Origin of the sequence: Sphaerisporangium sp. NPDC049002 (assembly GCF_040649355.1) — a bacterium.
Classification (GTDB): Bacteria; Actinomycetota; Actinomycetes; order Streptosporangiales; family Streptosporangiaceae; genus Sphaerisporangium.
On sequence record NZ_JBEZFH010000090.1, the window covers coordinates 1 to 20,130 of the forward strand.

Annotated in this window: 16 protein-coding genes and 3 tRNA genes; 9 read left to right on the forward strand and 10 right to left on the reverse strand. The window is 69.6% G+C overall.

The genetic code is table 11. The annotated features are described in order from the left end of the window. Window positions 1–195: 195 nt before the first annotated feature. A complete protein-coding gene (locus tag AB0B89_RS19075) occupies window positions 196–1,254 on the reverse strand; it encodes a hypothetical protein (protein ID WP_358554139.1) in 1,059 nt (352 codons plus the stop codon). A gap of 233 nt (window positions 1,255–1,487) precedes the next feature. On the opposite strand from AB0B89_RS19075, the gene AB0B89_RS19080 reads away from it, so the two are divergent. Further along, the gene (locus AB0B89_RS19080) at window positions 1,488–2,066 is read left to right on the forward strand and encodes a TOPRIM nucleotidyl transferase/hydrolase domain-containing protein (RefSeq protein ID WP_358554142.1); all 579 of its coding nucleotides are present in this window, start codon (window positions 1,488–1,490) and stop codon (window positions 2,064–2,066) included. A gap of 581 nt (window positions 2,067–2,647) precedes the next feature. On the opposite strand, the gene AB0B89_RS19085 is transcribed toward AB0B89_RS19080, so the two are convergent. The 5 genes from AB0B89_RS19085 to AB0B89_RS19105 form a co-directional block, all read right to left on the reverse strand. Continuing rightward, the gene (locus tag AB0B89_RS19085) at window positions 2,648–5,941 is read right to left on the reverse strand and encodes an ATP-binding protein (RefSeq protein ID WP_358554145.1); all 3,294 of its coding nucleotides are present in this window, start codon (window positions 5,939–5,941) and stop codon (window positions 2,648–2,650) included. Beyond that, window positions 5,938–6,618 carry a hypothetical protein gene (locus AB0B89_RS19090; protein ID WP_358554148.1) on the reverse strand — a complete coding sequence of 227 codons (681 nt, stop codon included), beginning with the start codon at window positions 6,616–6,618 and terminating at the stop codon, window positions 5,938–5,940. The genes AB0B89_RS19085 and AB0B89_RS19090 overlap by 4 nt, the downstream gene beginning before the upstream one ends. Then, window positions 6,611–7,525 carry a DUF559 domain-containing protein gene (locus AB0B89_RS19095; RefSeq protein ID WP_358554151.1) on the reverse strand — a complete coding sequence of 305 codons (915 nt, stop codon included), beginning with the start codon at window positions 7,523–7,525 and terminating at the stop codon, window positions 6,611–6,613. Before AB0B89_RS19095 ends, AB0B89_RS19090 begins: the two co-directional genes overlap by 8 nt. Window positions 7,526–8,008: 483 nt before the next feature. Next, window positions 8,009–9,397 carry a cellulose binding domain-containing protein gene (locus AB0B89_RS19100; protein WP_358554154.1) on the reverse strand — a complete coding sequence of 463 codons (1,389 nt, stop codon included), beginning with the start codon at window positions 9,395–9,397 and terminating at the stop codon, window positions 8,009–8,011. Between the two features lie 133 nt (window positions 9,398–9,530). Continuing rightward, window positions 9,531–11,024 carry an SDR family oxidoreductase gene (locus AB0B89_RS19105; protein WP_358554156.1) on the reverse strand — a complete coding sequence of 498 codons (1,494 nt, stop codon included), beginning with the start codon at window positions 11,022–11,024 and terminating at the stop codon, window positions 9,531–9,533. A 160-nt stretch (window positions 11,025–11,184) separates the two neighbouring features. On the opposite strand from AB0B89_RS19105, the gene AB0B89_RS19110 reads away from it, so the two are divergent. The 3 genes from AB0B89_RS19110 to AB0B89_RS19120 all read left to right on the forward strand — a co-directional run bounded on the left by AB0B89_RS19110 (window position 11,185) and on the right by AB0B89_RS19120 (window position 13,086). Next, window positions 11,185–11,592 carry a nitroreductase family deazaflavin-dependent oxidoreductase gene (locus AB0B89_RS19110; RefSeq protein ID WP_358554159.1) on the forward strand — a complete coding sequence of 136 codons (408 nt, stop codon included), beginning with the start codon at window positions 11,185–11,187 and terminating at the stop codon, window positions 11,590–11,592. Between the two features lie 212 nt (window positions 11,593–11,804). After that, window positions 11,805–12,530, forward strand: a complete 726-nt coding sequence (locus AB0B89_RS19115) for a rhomboid family intramembrane serine protease (protein WP_358554162.1) — start codon at window positions 11,805–11,807, stop codon at window positions 12,528–12,530. 121 nt (window positions 12,531–12,651) lie between these two features. Continuing rightward, complete coding sequence (locus tag AB0B89_RS19120) at window positions 12,652–13,086, forward strand: VOC family protein (RefSeq protein ID WP_358554164.1); 435 nt, start codon at window positions 12,652–12,654, stop codon at window positions 13,084–13,086. Between the two features lie 6 nt (window positions 13,087–13,092). Here AB0B89_RS19120 and AB0B89_RS19125 read toward each other — a convergent pair whose 3' ends face one another. Together AB0B89_RS19125 and AB0B89_RS19130 are read right to left on the reverse strand one after the other, a co-directional pair. Further along, window positions 13,093–13,803, reverse strand: coding sequence for a metal-dependent phosphohydrolase (locus tag AB0B89_RS19125; RefSeq protein ID WP_358554167.1), 711 nt, complete (start codon window positions 13,801–13,803; stop codon window positions 13,093–13,095). 95 nt (window positions 13,804–13,898) lie between these two features. Next, on the reverse strand, window positions 13,899–14,549 hold the full coding sequence (locus AB0B89_RS19130) for a hypothetical protein (RefSeq protein WP_358554170.1): 651 nt from the start codon (window positions 14,547–14,549) through the stop codon (window positions 13,899–13,901). Window positions 14,550–14,766: 217 nt separating this feature from the next. Between AB0B89_RS19130 and AB0B89_RS19135 the strand changes: the two genes are divergently transcribed. Next, window positions 14,767–17,259, forward strand: a complete 2,493-nt coding sequence (locus AB0B89_RS19135) for a DUF3516 domain-containing protein (RefSeq protein ID WP_358554194.1) — start codon at window positions 14,767–14,769, stop codon at window positions 17,257–17,259. Between the two features lie 19 nt (window positions 17,260–17,278). On the opposite strand, the gene dusB is transcribed toward AB0B89_RS19135, so the two are convergent. Further along, window positions 17,279–18,391 (reverse strand): tRNA dihydrouridine synthase DusB, encoded by a 1,113-nt coding sequence (gene dusB / locus AB0B89_RS19140; protein ID WP_358554173.1) that lies wholly within the window; start codon window positions 18,389–18,391, stop codon window positions 17,279–17,281. A gap of 189 nt (window positions 18,392–18,580) precedes the next feature. Between dusB and AB0B89_RS19145 the strand changes: the two genes are divergently transcribed. The 4 genes from AB0B89_RS19145 to AB0B89_RS19160 all read left to right on the forward strand — a co-directional run bounded on the left by AB0B89_RS19145 (window position 18,581) and on the right by AB0B89_RS19160 (window position 19,520). Continuing rightward, window positions 18,581–19,183, forward strand: coding sequence for an amino acid-binding protein (locus AB0B89_RS19145; protein WP_358554176.1), 603 nt, complete (start codon window positions 18,581–18,583; stop codon window positions 19,181–19,183). A 71-nt stretch (window positions 19,184–19,254) separates the two neighbouring features. Further along, window positions 19,255–19,327: transfer RNA gene (locus AB0B89_RS19150), tRNA-Gly, on the forward strand. Window positions 19,328–19,358: 31 nt separating this feature from the next. Next, a tRNA-Cys gene (locus AB0B89_RS19155) sits at window positions 19,359–19,429 on the forward strand. A 19-nt stretch (window positions 19,430–19,448) separates the two neighbouring features. Beyond that, a tRNA-Val gene (locus tag AB0B89_RS19160) sits at window positions 19,449–19,520 on the forward strand. A 52-nt stretch (window positions 19,521–19,572) separates the two neighbouring features. Here the strand turns inward: AB0B89_RS19160 and AB0B89_RS19165 are convergent. Beyond that, the gene (locus AB0B89_RS19165) at window positions 19,573–20,100 is read right to left on the reverse strand and encodes an NUDIX hydrolase family protein (protein WP_358554179.1); all 528 of its coding nucleotides are present in this window, start codon (window positions 20,098–20,100) and stop codon (window positions 19,573–19,575) included. Window positions 20,101–20,130: the final 30 nt, after the last annotated feature.

Here is a 20,130-nt window from a genome sequence, read left to right on the forward strand (position 1 = left end):
CGCTCGGCCCCGGGGGTTCTTACACACTCAGTGATATCGGCCTCCACCTGCACGTTCATTGACAACCGCTTGACGCCTACCGATGCAAGGGCGTGCAAGGGCTTCAAGCGCCCCGCCGGGCCGCCGGCAGGCCGTACGCCGCCTCCCGGATCAGGGGTCGCCGCAAGCGGCCGGCGCCTCTCACACGGGAACCCCTCACACGGGAACCGCGAACACCACCCGGCGGCCCTTGAACTCGGTCACGCTCCACAGCTGGTTCTTCTCGGTCCAGCAGGTGAGATCCTCCGGGCCGACAGGGAACTTCTTCACCTGGGCGGGCTGCCCGGCGGGGACGACCAGCAGCGAGCCGTTCTTCGTGGAGGAGGCCGCCTGGCTGAGATACCAGCGGCCCTTGTACGAGAGCCCGCCCTGGATCTTGGCCGCCGGAAGCGTGAAGGCGTCCGCCGCGTTCGCCAGGCCGTCGGCCCCGGCGACGAGCGTGCCGTCCGAGGCGAGCGGCCAGCGCGCCACGCGCCCGGTCCTGCCGGGTTCGTCCGCCGGGTCCACGTACTCTCCCGAGACGAGCATGTGCGGGGTGAGGCTCCTGTCGACGGCGGCGAAGGAGTACCGGGCCGCCCCGGCGGTGCTCCAGGCGTCCACCTGCGGCATCACGTAGCGGTACCCGAAGGCGTGGTACTTCCCGCCCTTCAGGCCGATCTTGTCGTCGTCGCCGCCGACCTCGTAGATGTGCCGGGTGTCGAACACCCGCAGCCCCCGCGAGGTGTCTACCACGTAGATCAGGTTCCCGTACCACGCGATTCCGCCCGCGTGGATGTTGATCGGGCCGTACGAGGTGCCCTTGGGCTCGACGAGCAGCACGTGCCGGTACTTCAGCGTCTTCGCGCTGAGGAACGAGACCCGCACGCCGCGCTCGGTCGCCGCGCCGTCCGGCTTCCAGTACCAGGTGACGGCGAACGCCTGGACGTCCGCGTGGCCCGCCTCCGAGCTGGCGGCCACGCCCTGCGGGTACCAGTCGGTGGTGTCGTTGTCGCCGGACTCGAAGCAGTACCAGTCCGCCGGTCGCGGCGACATCGAGCCGAACGCCGTCGTGCTCCCCTTGCGGGTGGCGGTGCGGTTTGCCTGGGCGAGCACGGCCTTCAGGTCGCGAGCGGGCAGCGCCTTGCCGAGCGTCTCGACCGCCTGTGGCAGGTCGCGGGTGCTCCGCCGGAGCAGGAACGGCCCCGGATCCGTCCCGGTCATGAGGCTCGGGCTCATGGGGGCGCCCCCGTCGTACGTCAGGAGCGGGAACGCGTCATCACGCCACCTGCCCGCGCCCCCACCCAACCGGTGATCAACCCGGCCAGTCTCCCGCAGGAGTGACATATACGTCTACGTAATGACCAATACGGCAGCGAGTCGCCGCGTTGTCCGTCGCGAGCGGCGGCCGGTGACCTTCCAACGCGCAAAAGGGGATGAATCTCTCCCAGGTTCGGTGCGAGGCTGGGCTCGTGAGCGACACGCGAACCGTGGTCCTGGTCGAGGGAGCCAGTGACAAGTCCGCCATCGAAGCGCTGGCCGAGCGCCGTGGCCGGGACCTGGCGGCCGAAGGCATCTCCGTTGTGGCCATGGGCGGTGCCACGAATATCGGGACGCATATCGGCAGGTTCGGCCCTGCCGGTCGCGATCTCCGGCTGGCCGGTCTGTGCGACGCCGGGGAGGAAGGCGCCTTCCGGAGGGTTCTCGAGCGCGCCGGCCTTGGATCCGGTCTCGGCAGAAGCGACCTGGAGGCGCTCGGATTCTTCGTGTGCGTCGCCGACCTGGAAGACGAGCTGATCCGCGCCCTCGGCACCGCCACGGTCGAGCGCGTTGTCGATGCCGAGGGCGAGCTCAGCTCGTTTCGCACGCTCCAGAAGCAACCCGCCTGGCGCGGGAGCACCACTCACGACCAGTTGCGCCGGTTCATGGGTTCGGGCGGTGGCCGCAAGATCCGCTACGCCGGCCCGCTCGTCGCGGCACTCGATCTCGATCGCGTGCCGAGGCCTCTGGACAGGCTGCTGGCCCACCTCCTGGGCAGCCGGAGATGGTGATTTCGTCATCGCCGGGTGAGACCGGGGACGGCGGTGAACCGCCTCTGGTGATCCGTCCCCGCGCCGGTCGCCGTCAGTGGCCCGGCCCCCCGGTCCCGAGGCGCTTCGCGTCATTCTGGTGATGCGAATCGTTCTCGGCTGGCGGGCATGATCCGGCCGGGCACGATGATGTATCACACGTCAAATGCGAATGTATCCACCCCTCCTATGGTTGCTTCATGGAACTGAAGAGGGGGTGAGAATATGAAGATGCTCGGGAAGATGGCGGACCGTATGCTGACGGCATTCGTGCCCAAGGCGGGGGCCGGCGCGTGCTGCGTGGAAAGAGGTCTGTGTTACGACGAACCGGGCCCCTGCGCGTCGGGCAAAAAGCGGAAGTGCTGCTTTGACTGCAATTGCCGCCCTGTCTGTGGTGGCTGCAGCTGATCCGGTCCCGCGGTGGGTCTCCGTAATCCTGTATGGCCTCATGAGGCCATACAGGATTACTCACCGCGTCGATCTCCCCGGCCAGACGGTACGGACGCGGCGGGCCGAGCAGAACCGGCCCCCGGCCTCACCGATGGCCGCGCCCAGGACCGGTGTCACGCGGGCCCGCCCTCCATGGACCTCCTGGCCCTTTCGATGACCTCCTCCGTGGTTAGCGGACTCTTGGGATGGTGGCTCAGGCACAGAGGAGCCTGCGTCTTCTCGAACCTCGCCCCCTCGATGGCCGCGTAGAACTGCCCGGTGCTGAGCCGGCCGATGTCGGTGATGTGGCTGCCCTTGGCCTGGGCCATCTCCCTGGCGGCGTCGATCTGCGTCGGGCTGTTCAGCAGGCCGAAGAACTGGGTCGCGGAGTTCCCCGGAATCCGGTTGTGCAGCCCTCTCGGAGCCTGCGTCGCGAACACCAGCCCGAGCCCGTACTTCCGAGCCTGGGATGCCAGAGCCAGCGTGCTGTGCGTGCAGGCGGTCATCGCACCGGACGGGGCGAACGTCTGCGCCTCGTCCATGACGAACAGACCCCCCAGCGGGCGGTCCCCGGACGGATGCTTCTTGATCCAGGCGAACAGCGCCATCTGCAACTGGTTGACGAAGCTCTGCCGCTGGTCGTCTGACGGCAGTCCGACGAGACTGATCACCGAAACGCGGGCCCGCTTCCCCTCGGGCGGGGTCAACAGGATCCCCGGGTCCATGGGCGCACCGGCACCGCCGAACAGCGGATCATTCACCATCGCCGCAGTGAGGTTCTGCGCGATGTCGGCCGCGAGCTTCTCCGCGTGGAGAAGCTCGCTCACCCCCTCCGGCAGCGCGGCCAGGACGTCGATGAGGCCCCGAAGACTTGTCGGGCCCCGGTGTCCGTAGTACCGCAGCGTCTCGCGGAGCACTGCCAGTCCCTGGTGGACTTTGTTGGTGTTGCCCACGAGCTTGGCGCGGGGAGCGATGGACGCGACGGCGGCGTCCACGGCCTCGCGGAACTCGTCGGGATCATCTGACACGCCGCTGAAGTCGGGCAACGGCTGGAAGCTGAGCGGACGCCCCGCGTCGCGCAGCGGTGTCCAGACCACGACGTCGGTGTTCGCCAGGTACTCCTTCGCCTTCCCCGCGTCGCCCATGCCCCAAAGCGGCGGCTCTTCCGGCCAACCGTCCCCAAGACGAGCGAGGTCGTTGTTGGGATCGAGCACGATGGACGAGACCCCCTGGAGCGCGCACTCCTCGACCAGACGCCGGATCAGCACGGTCTTGCCCGACCCCGATCCGGCGAAGATCGCGGTGTGCTTGCGAAGCGCCTCCAACTCCACGTTGACGGCCCTGCCGCCCGTGATCGTCGTGCCGATCGTGATGGACGGCGCCCATCCCATGACCGTCTTCTTCGCCGGGGGCGGTGCCGGCGCCGATGCCTCCTGAACGCTCCCCGTGGGAACGCTCCATGCCCCACCCGCCGGTTCTTCGGCAGATGTCGAGCCGGAGGCCCCGTTCGCGGCCACTGTCGTCGGGTGCCCGGCCTCCCCCGATGGCATGGACAAGCCCGTGAGCCAGGCGACGTCCTCGGGACGTCCGGACGCAACGTCCCCGTTCTCGCCCAGGGCCTCTTTGAACAGAAGGATCTTGTTGGCAGGCTTTCGCTCCACGAGCCAGGCATGCAGGTTCGGGGGATTCTCAGCCAGTAGATCCCGCAGCGCCGCGAGTCTCCTCAGATCGTCCTCCCCGACGGGAAGGGCCCTACCACCGGCCTTCTCGAACGCCGCGACAGCCTCCTGCGTGCGAACACCGGGAGACCAATCGTCATTTCGCAGGACGAACAGCCGTCGTTGCGGCACCTCGGCGTCCAGTCCGGCCGCCACACAGGCGGTGCGCAGCCGATTGAGCGCGGCTATCGCGTTGGGAGCCGCGATCCCGCGAAAGGACCAGTGCGCCTCGTCTTCGTTGTGCTCACTCAGGCTGCGGCGGAGTCGCGCGTGCAGAGAGGGCTTCGCACTGGGCGCCGCATCCTGGTCGAACTCCCTGCCGCCCTCGCCCTGCCCGGCGATCCAGGCGGCGAGCCCCGCGGACAGGAGTTTCGGCATCTCGGCGTCCTCGGTCGTGAAGTCGAGGGCCAGCTTGCCGTCCGCGTTCTTCACCAGTTCCGCGAATCGGAGGTCCAGTGCGGACAAATCGGGCAGAGGTGACACCGGTCCGTCCGGGAGAGGGATTTCGTCACCCGTCACGATCGGGTCGGCCAGGCACTCCAGCTCTTTGACCACACCACTCAGCAGGCAGCTCTGGATGTGGCTGTCGATCTTTTTGAGGAGTTCCCGCGGGTTGAAGTCGGGGGCTTCATCGAACGCGGACGGTTTCACCGGCCAGGTTGGATAGGGAGGGCGGAAACCGATCTTACGGAACCGCGCGGTGAACCTCTTCTCAATCAGGTCGTGGCCGATCTTGGCATCGGGGATCGCCATGAGCGGCACCGTCTCCCGGAACCGGTCCTGGACCGTGTCGGTCGCGATCTCCTTGATGAAGATCCAGGTCGGCGGGATGCACGAGACCATGATGAGCGTGCGGTGGGTGTACTCCCGCAGGGCCATCAGGCCCCCGGCGACCTGCTCGATAACAAGCGCCTCGCGCCAGCCTTGGGCTGTCTCCCTGTTCCTGCTGTTGATGGACGCCTGCGCGATGAGGACGTCGATCTGGTCGACGGCGATCACGGACGGCCCGGTGAAGGCGAGGAGCCGGGAAATGTCCCGGACGATCTCCTGCGGCGTTTTGCGGGTCTGCCGCATTCCCCATTTGGCGCGCTCACCCGGTTCCTCTTCGGAGTTCGAAGACAGGTACGTGAGTCCGACATCCTGCGCCCGCCAGTCTTCGGAGGCACACAGGACCAGTGCGCGAGCGGTGTCTTGGACGTCACCGCCCACGCGCGGGTCGAAGCGGCGCAACGCGTCCACGAAGGCGTCCAAGGCCTCTCTCGAAAGCGGCGCCTTCCCGATCAACTCCCGCCGGGAAAGCCGTTGCACGCCCACCAGCGAGGACAGGCGCCGCAGAAACATCCTGAGCTGGCTCTCACCGTCGACCTCGCGCGCCAGGCTGTCCTGCACCGAGACCACGACGCTTTCCCAGAAGTCCTTGGCGTCAAGCAGGCCCACCAGGAAGAAGTAGCCGCCTTCCTGCTGCACCTTCTCCCTCACCCAGCCGAGCAGGTGCGTCTTGCCGGTTCCGCGTCCCCCCTGGACGGCCACTCCGATGGGGCTCGCGTGTACGCTGTCGCCGGCCTCCGCCAATCCGTCGAGAATCGCCTGCACTGTGCTGCGGTGCAGGCCGTCGACATGGAATTCCGAGGGATGCCACACGTCACCCGGACCCTCGACCCAGTTGAATCTGAGCGCCTCCAGGGCACGCCGCTCGTCGCCCGTCATCATGCCCCAATCCAGAGCGCGTGCTTCGCCTGATCGCCGATGGTCACCGCCGCCTCGCGGTCCTCCTGGGTCAGGGTCTTCTGGTTGGACTCGGGGATGAGAGTCACGTCGGGCATCCGGTTCATCAACCTGAGCGTTTGATCGACGGCTGCTCTCGGCAAGTCGGAGATGAGCGCACGGATCTCGGTGAGCCCGATCCAGGTGCCCGGCTTCTCGGCCAGCTGGGTGTAGGCGGCACGGATACGCGCCTCGACGGCCGAATCGGGTGAAGGCCGGCCGGACGGCACAGGGAAGGCCGCCGGGGGCGAATCGTCGAGCGACGAGGATTCGCTCGACGACGCGAAGATGTCGGCGAGCCTGCGGTCGGTGCGATCCATGAATGCCTGCAGGCCGACCAGCAGCGCGTAAAGTGCAGAACCGGCCGAACCTGTAGTCCTGACGATGCCGCCGCGAAGCTCTTCACTCAAACGCGCCCAGCCAGCGTCGGTCAGTACGTGAAAGAACGTCCGACCCTGCTTCCAGCTTTCGACCAGCTTCAGGTCGTTCAGCTTGAGACGGGTCTTGCCGGTAATCGTCAGGCCGTAGCGCTCGCTGAGATCCAGATTCGAGACCTCTCCTGCCTCGCACATCAGTACCAGCAAGGCGGCGGTTTCGGACGGCTTTAATTTTTCTTCAGACATGTCCTGATCCTTCGAATGTTGGGGAGCGGCGGCCGTGGAGGAAACGCCTCAGCTGGCCGACGACGGCTTCTGTGTCGGTTAAGACCTGGTTATTCGTGAAGCGCAGGACGGCGTAGCCGTCGAGCTGGAGTTGCACGTCGCGGTTCCGGTCCGTCTCGAACTTGAGCGAGGCGCGATGCTCATGGCCGTCGATCTCGACCACGCACCGCTCCTCCTGCCACAGCAGGTCGACCCGGATGGGGTTGGCGAGGGCGTGTGACTGGTAGGTCTGGTTCCAGGCCCGTCCGCGCGCCCACGAGCACGACGCGAGCGCCGCCTCAAGGGCCCGCTCCGCCTTGCTGGCCGGATGCGGCATTCCCGCGACGGCCGGGTACCTGAGCGGACCGCCACCCTCCGGCAGCGGCGGCGCCTCCCGGCCGAGGCCGTCCACCTCACCGGGCACGCGTAGGGTCATCGCCCCCACGCGGTCGACGGCGGCCAGCGGCGGGCCGGTCAGCCAGACGCCGAAGCCGCCCCGGTCGGCCAGCCACTCGCACCCGGCGACGAGCACCTCTTCCTCGAAAGGCGTGAGGTCCTCGGGGACCTGCATGAGGATCGCGGCCTCACGCCGGCCGAAGCTGGACGCGAGCACCCGCGCGAGACCGGAGGCCCGCACCTCGGCACCGAACCGGGTGGCCTGAGGACCGGAACGGGTGGCTCCGAGCGGCGTGCCCCTCAAGGACAGTTCGGCCAGGTCGGCGAGGAACGGGCCGAAGTGGTGGCTGGTGGAGGCCATTCGCATGGCGAGGGCACGTGCGGCGCGCACCCCCGCGCCGCCCGGGCCGTCGATGGCCTCCGCGCCCGGGAGCCAGGACGGGAACAGTTCGACGGCGGCCTTCTCGAGTTCGCGCAGGGCCGTGGAGACCATTTCGGCCACGGAACGTGCCGCGTCCGGGAAGTACGTGAGAATCGCCGGCGCGCCGTCAGGGGGCGGTTCGGCCGACAATGCAGTGGTGTCGGCATTCAGCCCTGAAAGTCGCACCACGCGACCTATCGGCAGGTCCACCCACGACAGCGCCACGCTTTTCCCTCGGATTCCGGCCGTTCCCCGCTGGATTGCCGAGGTTATATTAAAAGGTCACCATGCGCACCACATTGCCCAAGACTCGTTAATTTGCACTGCTTTCACCAGCGCAAGCGCCGCAGACGCCCAGATCCGCTAATCGGTTTACCTGCCACGCGAACCGATACACCAGGTAAGCAAGAAAGGGATGGATACCGGAAAGCGGTGACGGTCCGTGTCCCTAAGGTCCGTGTCCCTAATCAGGGGGAATACAAGAAGGGCCGGGTACGGCGATGCCGTACCCGGCCCCCAGGCCGATGCCGTACCCGGCCCCCAAGGCCGATGGCGTCAGCCCAGCGTGCAGGCCGATCCGTTGAGCGTGTACGCGGTCGGCGAGGCGTCGCTCGCGGCCCAGGTGCCCTGGAAGCCGAACGAGGTGTTGCCCCCGGGCGGGATCGACCCGTTGTGCGCGACGTTCTTGGCGGTCACGGCGGCGCCGCTCTGCGTCACGGTGGCGTTCCAGGCGCTGGTCACCCTCTGGTCGCCCGGGAACGAGAAGGCGAGGGTCCATCCGTTCACCGCGCTCGTGCCGGTGTTGGTGACGGTCACGTTGGCCGTGAACCCACCCGCCCACTCGTTCTTGACGTACGCGACCTTGCAGGCCCCGCCGCCTCCGCCGCCCCCGGAGGTGGTCACCGTGACGGTGTTGGAGGCAGGCGAGGTGTTGCCGGCGGCGTCGCGGGCCCGTACCGAGAAGGAGTACGACGTCGAGGCCGAGAGCCCTGTGGCGTTGTAGGACGTGCCGCTCGCCGTGCCGACCACCGTGCTGCCCCGGTAGACGTCGTACCCGGTCACGCCCACGTTGTCGGTGGATGGGCTCCACGACAGGCTCACGCCGCTGGAGGTGACGTTGGAGGCCGTCAGGTTCGAGGGAGCGCTGGGAGCGGTCGTGTCCCCGCCGCCTGAGCCGCCGATGCTGTACGAGAAGCTGTTCACGGCGAGGCCGGTGCCGCCGACCCAGGGCTCGAACCCGGCCTGCACGCTGGTGACGTACCACGAGCTCTGGGCGTACCCCCGGCTCAGCATGTCGTTGTAGAACGCGCTGACGGGGAAGCTGATCGAGCTGGTCGGCGAGGTGCGCACGTACGAGACGACGTTCCAGCCGCTGTTGCCGTACCACACGTCCCACGTGCCGCCCGCGAGGTTCACGGTGGCGACCCGGGAGCCGACCGGCTGGACCGACCCGGTGTGGTTGAGCCAGACCATCAGCTCGGCGCCGGTGTTCTGCCCGTCGGTGCGGGCCGTCGGGTCGAACCAGATGTCGTACGACGCGTCGTACACGCCCGCCGACGACGGGTAGGTCATGCTGACGCTGGTCTGGATGCCGGCGAACCTGCTGTCCGACACGCGCAGCGGCAGCCCGCTCCCGGTGGTGCAGTTCGCGTAGTGGCATCCGGCGTAGACCGCGGGATAGGAGCCCGGGGCGCCGTTCTGCGGCTTGTTGTGGCTCGCCTGGGTGACGGTGAACCCGGTCGAGGTGACGTTGATGCACTGCTGGGTGTCGTCGCCCCAGTTGTTGTTGATGACCGCGTACTTGCCGCCCGCGATGGTGGTCGCCCCGTACTTCTCGCAGATCACGGTGTCCGCCCTGGCCGGGCCGGTGACCACCACCAAAAGGAGGATCGAGCCCACGGCGGCGAGGACGGCCGTCAGGGCTCGCAGTGCTCGACGTTTCATCTTGACTCCGGGGGATGAGGTGGTGGGAGCGCTCCCATTCCCTCGTGACATTAGGACGGGCTCACGCCCCCGCGACAGCGGCCGTGAGGGGAACCCGTACTCGCCACCGTCTGACCAGGCGTTACACGCCTTTTCAGGGTGAAACTTTCACCCCTGGACGCGGAGGTCGCCCGGCCTCGGCCACGGCCGCCCTCGCGACGTTGCCGGGCATCCCGCCGAAGATGAACCCGTGGAAGGGATAGACGCCCCACCAGTACAGGTGGCCGAGCAGGCCTCGCGGATGGAAGATCGCCCGCTGGCCGTACAGGGTCCTGCCGTCCTGCCGCGCGCAGGTCATCTCCAGCCAGGCGAGCCCGGGCAGCCGCATCTCGGCGCGCAGCCGGAGCAGGTGGCCCGGCTCGATCTCCTCCACCCGCCAGAAGTCGAGCGCGTCGCCGACCCGGAGCCTGTAGGGGTCGCGCCTGCCCCTGCGCAGCCCGACCCCGCCGACCGCGCGGTCGAACAGGCCCCGGATCCGCCAGGCGAGCGGGAGGGAGTACCACCCGGTGTCGCCCCCGATGCTCTCGATCACCCGCCAGAGCGCCTCCGGTGGAGCGTCGACCACCTCGCTGCGCTCGTCGACGTACAGGCTCCCGCCCGCCCAGTCGGGGTCGGTGGGCAGCGGGTCGCTCGGCGCGCCGGGCGTCGAGGCCGACGACCAGCGCGTGGCCACGTCGGCCTCCTTGATGCGCAGCAGGGCCAGCCGCACCGCCTCGCGGAACCCGATCAGCCCCTGGGGAGGATCCTGGATGTACCGGGCGATGTCATGCTCCCGGCAGACCGCCTCGTTGCGCAGCGACTCCACCAGCGGCCGTGCCACCCCGGCCGGGACGGGCGTGACCAGGCCCACCCAGTGGCTGGACAGGCTGGGCGTGAGCAGCGGCACGGGGATGATGAGGCGGGGAGGCAGCCCGGCCACGGCGGCGTAGCCCTGCATCATCTCGGCGTAGGTCAGGACGTCGGGCCCGCCGATGTCGAATCCCCGGCTCGTCCCCTCCGGGAGGTCCACCGCCCTCACGAGGTAGCGGAGCACGTCCCTGATCGCGATGGGCTGGGTGCGCGTGCGCACCCAGCGTGGCGTCGTCATGACCGGGAGCCGCTCGGTGAGGTACCGCAGCATCTCGAAGGAGACCGACCCCGATCCGATGATCACCGACGCCCTGAACGCCACCGTCGGCACCCCGGAGCCGAGGAGGATCCGCTCCACCTCCGCACGCGAGCTCATGTGGGGCGAGGGCCGCTCCGCGGGGGTCAGGCCGCCGAGGTAGACGATGCGGCGCACCCCGGCGTCCCTGGCCGCCTCGGCGAACGTCGAGGCGGCCCGCCGGTCACGCTCGGCGAAGTCGCGGCCGGCGGCCATGGTGTGGATCAGGTAGTAGGCGACGTCGACCCCTTCGAGCGCCGCACGCGTCTCCCGCTCCCGGGTCGCGTCCGCCACGGCGACCTCCACCCGGTCGCTCCACGTCTGACCGCGCAGGCGGTCGGCCGATCTGACCATGCACCGCACGGCATGACCGGCGTCCAGCAACTCGGGCACCAGCCTCCCGGCGATGTAGCCGGTCGCGCCGGTCACCAGACACCGGGTCATCTGACCACCCCCCGCAGTTCGCCTTCGTACAAGGAGCCCTACCCGGTCGCGCCCGTCCCGCCCCGCGGCCGGTTCGCCGACGGCGTGGCCCGGGAGCCGGATTAGCTGGGCGCGTTGGGGTAGGCCACCCGGAGCACACGTCGATTCGGAGGGTGAACCGATGCTTTACGGCAAAGAGCACGTGGACAGATATCGCGCGACCGACGGCCAGGAGGGTCACGACTGGAACGGCACGACCGTCCTGTTGCTGACCACCACGGGGCGCAACAGCGGGCAGAAGCACACGAACCCACTGATCTACCAGAAGCACGGTGACGACTACGTCATCGTGGCGTCCAAGGGCGGCGACCCGAAGTCACCCGACTGGTACCGCAATCTTGAGGCGAACCCGGACGTCGAGGTCCAGGTCGAGGGCGACAGGTTCCGCGCCCGTGCCCGCACGGCGACGCCGCAGGAGAAGCCCGAGGTCTGGCGGCTGATGACGGCCACCTGGCCCCAGTACGACGAGTACCAGACCAAGACCGACCGCGAGATCCCGGTCGTGATCCTCGAACGCGCCGGGAGCTGAGCGACACCGACGGACGCTGATCACGCTCGCGCGCCAGGCCTGGCAGCGGTCAGCCCTGGCGCGCCACGCTCCCCCGTACGGCCGGCCTCCCCGTCTCCGGCGGCCGGTGGCCCTCTTGGCGCGAAGTTTGCGAAGATACCTGCGGAAGCGATGTCCGGGCCGTCCGGCCGGCAGGGACTCCGGCGCGCGTGCGCGCCGTCAGGGAGGCAGGGGTGGGCACCGAAAACCGGAAGGCCGAGATCATGGTCGCCGAGGCCCAGAAGGCGTTCTGGGTCATGGTGGGGTTCCTCGCCTTCATCTGGCTCGTGCAGATCGCCAACTGGGCCACCGGCTACTCCCTCAGCCAGTCCTTCGGCATCGCCGCCCGCGAGCCGTCGCGGCTGCCCGACATCGTCTCGGCGCCCTTCCTGCACTGGAGCTGGGCGCACATCGAGGGCAACTCCGGGCCGCTGTTCGTCTTCGGCTTCCTCGCGGCCTACCGGGGGGTGATGAAGTTCCTCGGCGTCACCGCGCTGATCGCCGTGGCGAGCGGCCTCGGCGTGTGGTTCGTCGCAAGCCCCCTCACCGTCACGGCGGGTGCGAGCGGCGTGGTCTTCGGCTACTTCGGCTACATCCTGGTACGCGGGATCTTCGACCGGCACCGCATAGACATCGTCGTGGGCCTGGTCATGGCGCTGTGCTTCGCCTACCAGTTCACCGGGCTGCTGCCGAGCGACGAGTTCAGCTGGCAGGGGCACCTGTTCGGCTTCGTCGGCGGCATCCTCGGCGGCTGGCTGTTCCGCGACCGGCGTCCGCGCGCCGCGGCGGCCACGCAGGGCGCCCCCGCCGCCGGGGCCGTGGGCGGCTTCCCCGCCAAGGGCCTGGAGAGGCCGCCCGCCACCAGCGGCGATCCCTCCCGGGCCGCCCTGATGAAGGAGCTCGACGACCTCGGCCTGTGAGGGCCGGCACGAACGCCGCGCGAGGCGTACGCGGGCCTCGGACCGCGAGCCTTCCCCCCTGGGCGCCGGGCACGTCCGAAACGTACAAGAGCTCAGGCCGGGCCGGTGCCAGAGTGGGGGCATGCGTCAGAGACTCGACCTCATCACGCTCGGGGTGCCCGACCTCGGCAGTGTCAGGACCTTCTACCTCGACGGCCTCGGCTGGGAGCCCGCCCTGGAAGTGCCCGGAGAGATCATCTTCCTGCAGGTCGGCCACGGGCTGCTGCTGGGGCTCTTCGGGGCGGCCGACCTGGACGCCGACGTCGGCTCCGGTGAGACCGCGGGCCGCGCCGCCCCCTTCACCCTCGCGCTCAACGTGGACGACGAGGAGGAGGTGAGAGCGGTGATGGAGCAGGCGAGAAGGGCAGGGGCGACGATCCTGAAGGAGCCGCAGAGAGCCGACTTCGGCGGGTTCCATGGATACTTCGCCGACCCCGCCGGGTTCCGGTGGGAGGTCTGCTTCAACCCGGGCTGGAGCGTCGCTCCCGATGGGAAGGTCACTATCGTCCCCGTGTGACCGTCCTCATCGATCCGGCGGACCGGCCAGGGCCGCGTGGCCCGCTCGTCCCCCGGTGAAGGCGAGATCAGCCAGCTCGGCCCGTACGTTCGCGCGGGCCGCGGACTCCCACAGGTCGCGTGCCATCGGCGTGCGGTAAAGCGTGGGCATCGCGAGGAGGCTCTCCAGCACCTGTGAGCGGCCGGCCCGGAAGGCCTCGTCGGGCACGTGCCGGTACTCCTCCCGCACGGCGCGGGCATAGGCGTCGTACCCGGGCCCGGCGAGCACGGCGAGGTCGGCGTCGCACAGCACTTCGCCGTCGCGGTCGCCGGGCGCCGGGTCGTGGGTGGCCGTCAGCCGTACGAGCCTGGCCACCTCACCGACCAGCGCGGCGCCACTCCCTGAAGGCCGTGGAGACCGCGCCGGCCCGGAAGGCGCTCCCGGCAGCGGCAGGAGGCGGGGAAGGCGGGACTGCGCGAGCTGGGCGCTGCGCTCCTCGTCGCGGCCGGGCCTGCCGTCGTACACCGCGTCGTGGAACCAGGCGGCCAGCCGCACCGCCACGGGGTCGGCGGCGAGCACCGCGATCGGCTCGATCGCCGTGAGCACGCCCCGCAGGTGGTCGAGCGTGTGATAGCGCCGGTGCGGCTCAGCCCAACGGGCGATCAGCTCCGCCCCGACGGCCAGAGCCGCCGGGGACCCGCCCGCGAGCACCGACCACTCGACCGCTAGATCACGCATCCCCCAATCGTCCCATGCGTCCGCCCGCCCGAGGGCTCCCGTCCGGGCGAGGACGCCCAAGGCCCGACGGTGACCGGGAAGTCCTGGGAAGGCGGTCAGTCGGCGATGTAGGAGATCGAGCGCACCTCGTAGCCGCGCGCCGCGCTGCCACGGGTGTGCATGAACATGGCGCCGCCCTCGTAGGAGTAGGCGCAGGACTTCCCTCCCTTTTCGGGGTCGCAGCCCTGGAAGACGTAGCCGGGCCCGCCGAACCTGGTGCGGAACAGCGTCTTCACCGCGCCCGTGGAGGCGATCTCCCAGCCCCGGTTCCTGTCCCCCGCCTTCCACGCGCCGTACAGGTACTTCGCGGCCCTGTCGGCGGTGGTGAGGTGCCGTGACTCGTACACCTTGGCGACCGTGCCGCCCGAGACGATCATCCGGATGCCGTTCAGCGCGCCGGGCACGCGGACGCTGGTGTGGACGAACCGGCACGTGGTGCCGGCGCAGCCGTCGAACCGGTCAGGCGCCCGGTAGGCGTACGCGAACAGCGTCTTCACCGCCGCGGGGCTCGCCACGGCGGCCGCCGCGGTCCTGTCGCCCTTCAGCCAGGCCTTGAACAGCCTCTTCGCGACGCTCGCCGGGGCCGGCACCGCCTCCCGCGCCTTCACGGCCGTACCCGCCCGCGCCGCCGTGCGCGCCTCGGCGGGCACGGGGAGAACGAGCACTCCCGCCGCCGCCAGGACCACGGCCGCCTTCGATCCACGCATCGCCACTCCCTCTCCCCCGGAGCCTGTCCGGCTCCCGCAGGAAGACGCGGGAGCCGGCACCGGGGTTCACAAGATTCACCAGGCGACGATCTCCGGGCCTCCGGCGGCCCGCTCGTGATCGAGGGCTCCGCCACGCCGGGGTGAGGAAGCTTTCCGGGGGGTCGCGTAACCGGGCCGTGGAGAATCTTGGACCGACCATGGCGCGGCTTTCGGCAGTATTGACGGTGTGACCCTCCTCGAGCACCTTCCCCAGGACACCGGCCCCGACGCCCTCTTCGAGGCCTTCGCGGAATGGAACTCCCAGCGCGGGCTCACGCTGTACCCCGCGCAGGAGGAGGCGCTCATCGAGATCCTCTCCGGCAACAACGTGATCCTTTCCACGCCGACGGGGTCCGGCAAGAGCCTGGTCGCGGCGGGCGCCCACTTCGCCGCGCTGGCCGCCGGCGAGCGCACCTTCTACACCGCGCCCATCAAGGCCCTGGTGTCGGAGAAGTTCTTCGACCTGTGCGCCGTCTTCGGCACCGAGAACGTCGGCATGATGACCGGCGACGCCGCCGTCAACGCCTCGGCGCCCATCATCTGCTGCACGGCGGAGATCCTCGCCAACATCGCCCTGCGCGACGGCAAGGACGCCGACATCGGCCAGGTCGTGATGGACGAGTTCCACTTCTACGCCGAGCCCGACCGGGGCTGGGCCTGGCAGGTGCCGCTGCTGGAGCTGCCGCAGGTGCAGTTCGTCCTGATGTCGGCGACGCTCGGCGACATGACGCGGTTCGAGACCGACCTGACGCGGCGCACGGGGCGCGAGACGGCGGTGGTGCGCTCGGCGACGCGCCCGGTCCCGCTCTTCTACAGCTACCGCACGACCCCGCTGCACGAGACGCTGGAGGAGCTCCTCTCCACCCAGTCGGCGCCGGTCTACGTGGTCCACTTCACGCAGGCGTCGGCCATGGAGCGGGCCCAGGCCCTGATGAGCGTGAACATGTCGACCAAGGCCGAGAAGGAGGCGATCGCCTCCCTCATCGGCGGTTTCCGCTTCACGACCAAGTTCGGACGGGCGCTGTCCCGGCTCGTACGGCACGGCATCGGCGTCCACCACGCGGGGATGCTGCCGAAGTACCGGCGGCTCGTGGAGCGCCTCGCCCAGGCCGGGCTCCTGAAGGTGATCTGCGGCACCGACACCCTCGGCGTCGGCGTCAACGTGCCGATCCGCACGGTGCTGTTCACCGCGCTCAGCAAGTACGACGGCAACCGGGTGCGCCTGCTGCGCGCCCGGGAGTTCCACCAGATCGCCGGGCGCGCGGGCCGGGCCGGCTTCGACACCCTCGGCTACGTCGTCTGCCAGGCCCCCGACCACGTCGTGGAGAACGAGAAGGCCCTGGCCAAGGCCGGGGACGACCCCAAGAAGCGGCGCAGGGTCGTGCGCAAGAAGGCCCCCGAGGGCTTCGTGAGCTGGGGCGAGGAGACCTTCGAGCGCCTCCAGAAGGCCGAGCCCGAGCCGCTGAGCTCGCGGTTCAAGGTCAGCAACGCCATGCTCCTGGCCGTCATCAACCGCCCCGGCGACTGCTTCGCGGCGATGAAGAGCCTGCTCACCGACAACCACGACGAGCGCAGGGCCCAGCGCCGGCACATCAGCCACGCGATCGCGATCTACCGCTCGCTGCTGGCCGGCGGGGTCGTCGAGAAGCTGAGCGAGCCCGACGAGTACGGCCGCATGGCGCGCCTCACCGTCGACCTCCAGCAGGACTTCGCGCTCAACCAGGCGCTGTCGACGTTCGCCCTGGCGGCCTTCGACCTGCTGGACGCCGAGTCGGTGACCTACCCGCTGGACATCGTCTCGATCGTCGAGTCGACGCTCGACGACCCCCGCCAGATCCTGCACTCCCAGCTGAACAAGGCGCGCGGCGAGGCCGTGGCGCAGATGAAGGCCGACGGCATCGAGTACGAGGAGCGCATGGAGCTCCTCACCGAGATCACCTATCCCATGCCGCTCCAGGAGCTGCTGTTCGGCGCGTACGAGACCTACAGGCGCGGGCACCCGTGGGTGGGCGACTACGCCGTCAGTCCCAAGTCGGTCGTGCGCGAGATGTACGAGCGTGCGATGACGTTCACCGAGTACGTGCAGTTCTACGAGCTGGCGAGGTCCGAGGGCACGGTGCTGCGCTACCTCGCCGACGCCTACCGCACGCTGAGCCGCACGGTGCCCGACCACATGAAGACCGAGGACCTTCAGGATCTCATCGAGTGGCTCGGCGAGCTGGTGCGCCAGGTCGACTCCAGCCTGCTGGACGAGTGGGAGCAGTTGCAGAACCCCGCCGACGAGCTGGAGCGGCCCAGCCTGGAGGAGAACACCAGGCCGGTCACCGGCAACCGGCGGGCCTTCCGGGTCCTGGTGCGCAACGCCATGTTCCGCATGGTCGAGCTGGCTGCGCTGGAGCGGTACGACGAGCTGCGCGAGCTGGCCGACATCGACTGGGAGAGCGCGCTCGACGCGTACTTCGAGGAGCACGACGAGATCCGCACCGGCCCGGACGCGCGCGGTCCCGCCCTGCTGCTCATCGAGGAGGAGAAGGAGCTCTGGCGGGTCCGGCAGGTGCTCCACGACCCGGCGGAGGACCACGACTGGGGCATCAGCGCCCAGGTCGACCTCGCCGCCTCCGACGAGGAGGGCCGCGCCGTGGTCCACGTCATCGGCGTCGACCGCCTCTGACCCCTGCCCAGGTGAGGGCTCAGCCGCCCGAGGAGTCGAGCTCGGCGTCGCCGGGGACGGCGACGTCCCAGGGGTCGTCGAGCCAGCCGGCGGGCAGGTGGACCCGCTCGCGGGCGTTGGACTTGCCGCGCGGCCCGTCGGCGGCGTCCCCGGGCCACGGCTGGTCACCTGGCAGCAGGGCCAGGCGCTCGCCCAGCTCGGCCAGTGAGCAGGCGGTGGCGAGCTCGCGGCGCGGTTCCGCGCCGACGGTGAAGCCCTTGAGATACCAGCCGATGTGCTTGCGGAAGTCCAGGACGCCGTGGGTCTCGCTGCCGTAGAACTCCACGAGCAGCCCGGCGTGCCGCCTCATGGTCGCGGCCACCTCGCCCAGCGTCGGCCGTACGCGCTCCTGCCCGCCCTCGAAGGCGCTGTCGAGGTCGCGGAAGAGCCAGGGACGGCCGAGGCACCCCCGGCCCACCACGACCCCGTCACAGCCGGTGCGCTCCATCATGCGCAGCGCGTCGCCGGCGCTCCAGATGTCGCCGTTGCCCAGCACGGGGATCTCGGGGACCGCGTCCTTCAGGCGGGCGATCGCCTCCCAGTCGGCCGTGCCGCCGTAGTGCTGCACCGCCGTGCGGCCGTGCAGGGCGATGGCGCTCAGGCCCTCCTCGACGGCGATGCGGCCCGCGTCGAGGTAGGTCAGGTGATCGTCGTCGATGCCCTTGCGCATCTTCATCGTGACCGGGAGCGTGCCCGCGTTCGCCACGGCCTCGCGCAGGATGCGCCGGAGCAGGTCGCGCTTGTACGGCAGCGCCGACCCGCCGCCCCGCCTGGTGACCTTGGGCACCGGGCAGCCGAAGTTGAGGTCGACGTGGTCGGCCAGGCCCTCCTCGGCGATGATCCGGACGGCCCTGCCCACGATGGCGGGGTCGACGCCGTAGAGCTGGATGCTCCTGGGCCGCTCCCCCGGCTCGAAACGGATCATCGCGAACGTCTTGGGGTTGCGCTCGACCAGGGCCCTAGTCGTGATCATCTCGGAGACGTACAGGCCACCGCCCTGCTCGCGGCAGAGCGCGCGGAACGGGGCGTTGGTCACTCCCGCCATCGGCGCGAGGACCACCGGGGGCCAGACCTCGATCGCACCTATCTTCACCTGCCCATTTGTACCCCACCTCGAAGGAGGAGTGGTGAATCGCCTGGTCCGGCCCCCTGCCGCTTGGACCGGAGGGAGCACGGACGGATAGATTGGGGGGCAGGTGCCGTCGCACGTGACACCGGAGGCCGCTGGATGCTCCTGAGACTGCGTATCTCACTGTCCGACCGCCCGGGAACCCTGGGCCAGGTGACACGCGTCCTCGGGATCGCGGGTGCCGACATCATCCAGCTCGTCGTCCTGGAGCGCGGCGAGGGCCGGGCCGTGGACGACCTCACGGTCTACTGGCCCGACTCGGCCCCCCGCGACACACTCGTCCAGGGGCTCGAAAGCGTTCCCGACATCATCGTCGAAGGGGTGTGGGGCACCCGTGAGGCCCCGGGCACCTATCCCGAGCTGGAGATCCTCAAGTACATCACCACGGCCGGAGACCGGGCCCTGGCCACGCTGATCGACTCCATGCCCGTGCTGTTCAGCGCCGACTGGGCCGCCGCCGCCACCGAGAGGACCCCGAGGACCGTCGTCCACTCCAGCTGGCGTGCGCCGGACGACGTGCCGTTCCCCTCCATCACGCCGCCCCGGCCCGAGGCGCACACCCTGCCCTCCGGCCTTCACATCGTCGCGGCGCCCCTGCCGCCGCTCGCGCTCACGTTCCTGCTGGCCAGGGCCGACGGGCCGCCCTTCCACCGCATCGAGGTCCACCGGCTCACCCGGATCCTGGAGATCTTCCTGACCCTCCCGGCCGTCGAGCGCAGCGTGGCCCGCAACTTCCGCGGATCGGCCGCCGGTTAGGCACAGGCGCGGAAAACCCGCTAGAGTTCCGTGACGTCGCCGCGGGTGGGAAACCGCCCCGCGGAAGGCACGCGGACGTGGCTCAGCTGGTAGAGCATCACCTTGCCAAGGTGAGGGTCGCGGGTTCGAATCCCGTCGTCCGCTCGGAGAGGTCTCCACTCAGAGGCCTCGCCCTGGTGGAGTGGCCGAGAGGCGAGGCAGCGGCCTGCAAAGCCGCGTACACGGGTTCAAATCCCGTCTCCACCTCTGCGTGACGATCAAGCAAGGGCGATTAGCTCAGTGGGAGAGCGCTACCTTGACACGGTAGAGGCCACTGGTTCAATCCCAGTATCGCCCACCCCCGATTCCCCAGGTCGCCGACCTGGGGAATCCCTTTTCACCAGCGTCTTTCAGGGCAGGCGGCCGACGTGCGCGAGGGCCTGCTTCAGCAGGACGTCCTGCCCGCCGATCATCTCCTGCAGCACCTGCGGTGACGCGGCCTCCTGCGGCGTGAACCAGACGAGGTCGAGGGCGTCCTGCCGGGGGCGGCAGTCTCCCGCGACCGGCACCACGTAGGCGAGGGACACCGCGTGCTGCCGGGGATCGTGGTACGGCGTGACGCCCGGCTCCGGGAAGTACTCGGCGACGGTGAACGGCTGCGGAGAGATCGGGACGCGAGGCAGCGCCACCGGGCCGAGATCCTTCTCCAGGTGGCGCATGAGCGCGTCACGGACCCGCTCCTGGTACAGCACGCGGCCGGACACCAGAGCACGGCTGACCGTCCCGTCCGCTCCGATGCGCAGCAGCAGGCCGACATGCGTCACCGCTCCGGTGTCGTCGACGCGCACCGGCACGGCGTCGACGTAGAGGATCGGCATCCGGGAACGCGCCGACTCCAGCTCCCCAGGATCAAGCCAGCCGGGCATTGTTTCGGTCATTTCGGTCACCAGCCGATCGTACTTCGCTGC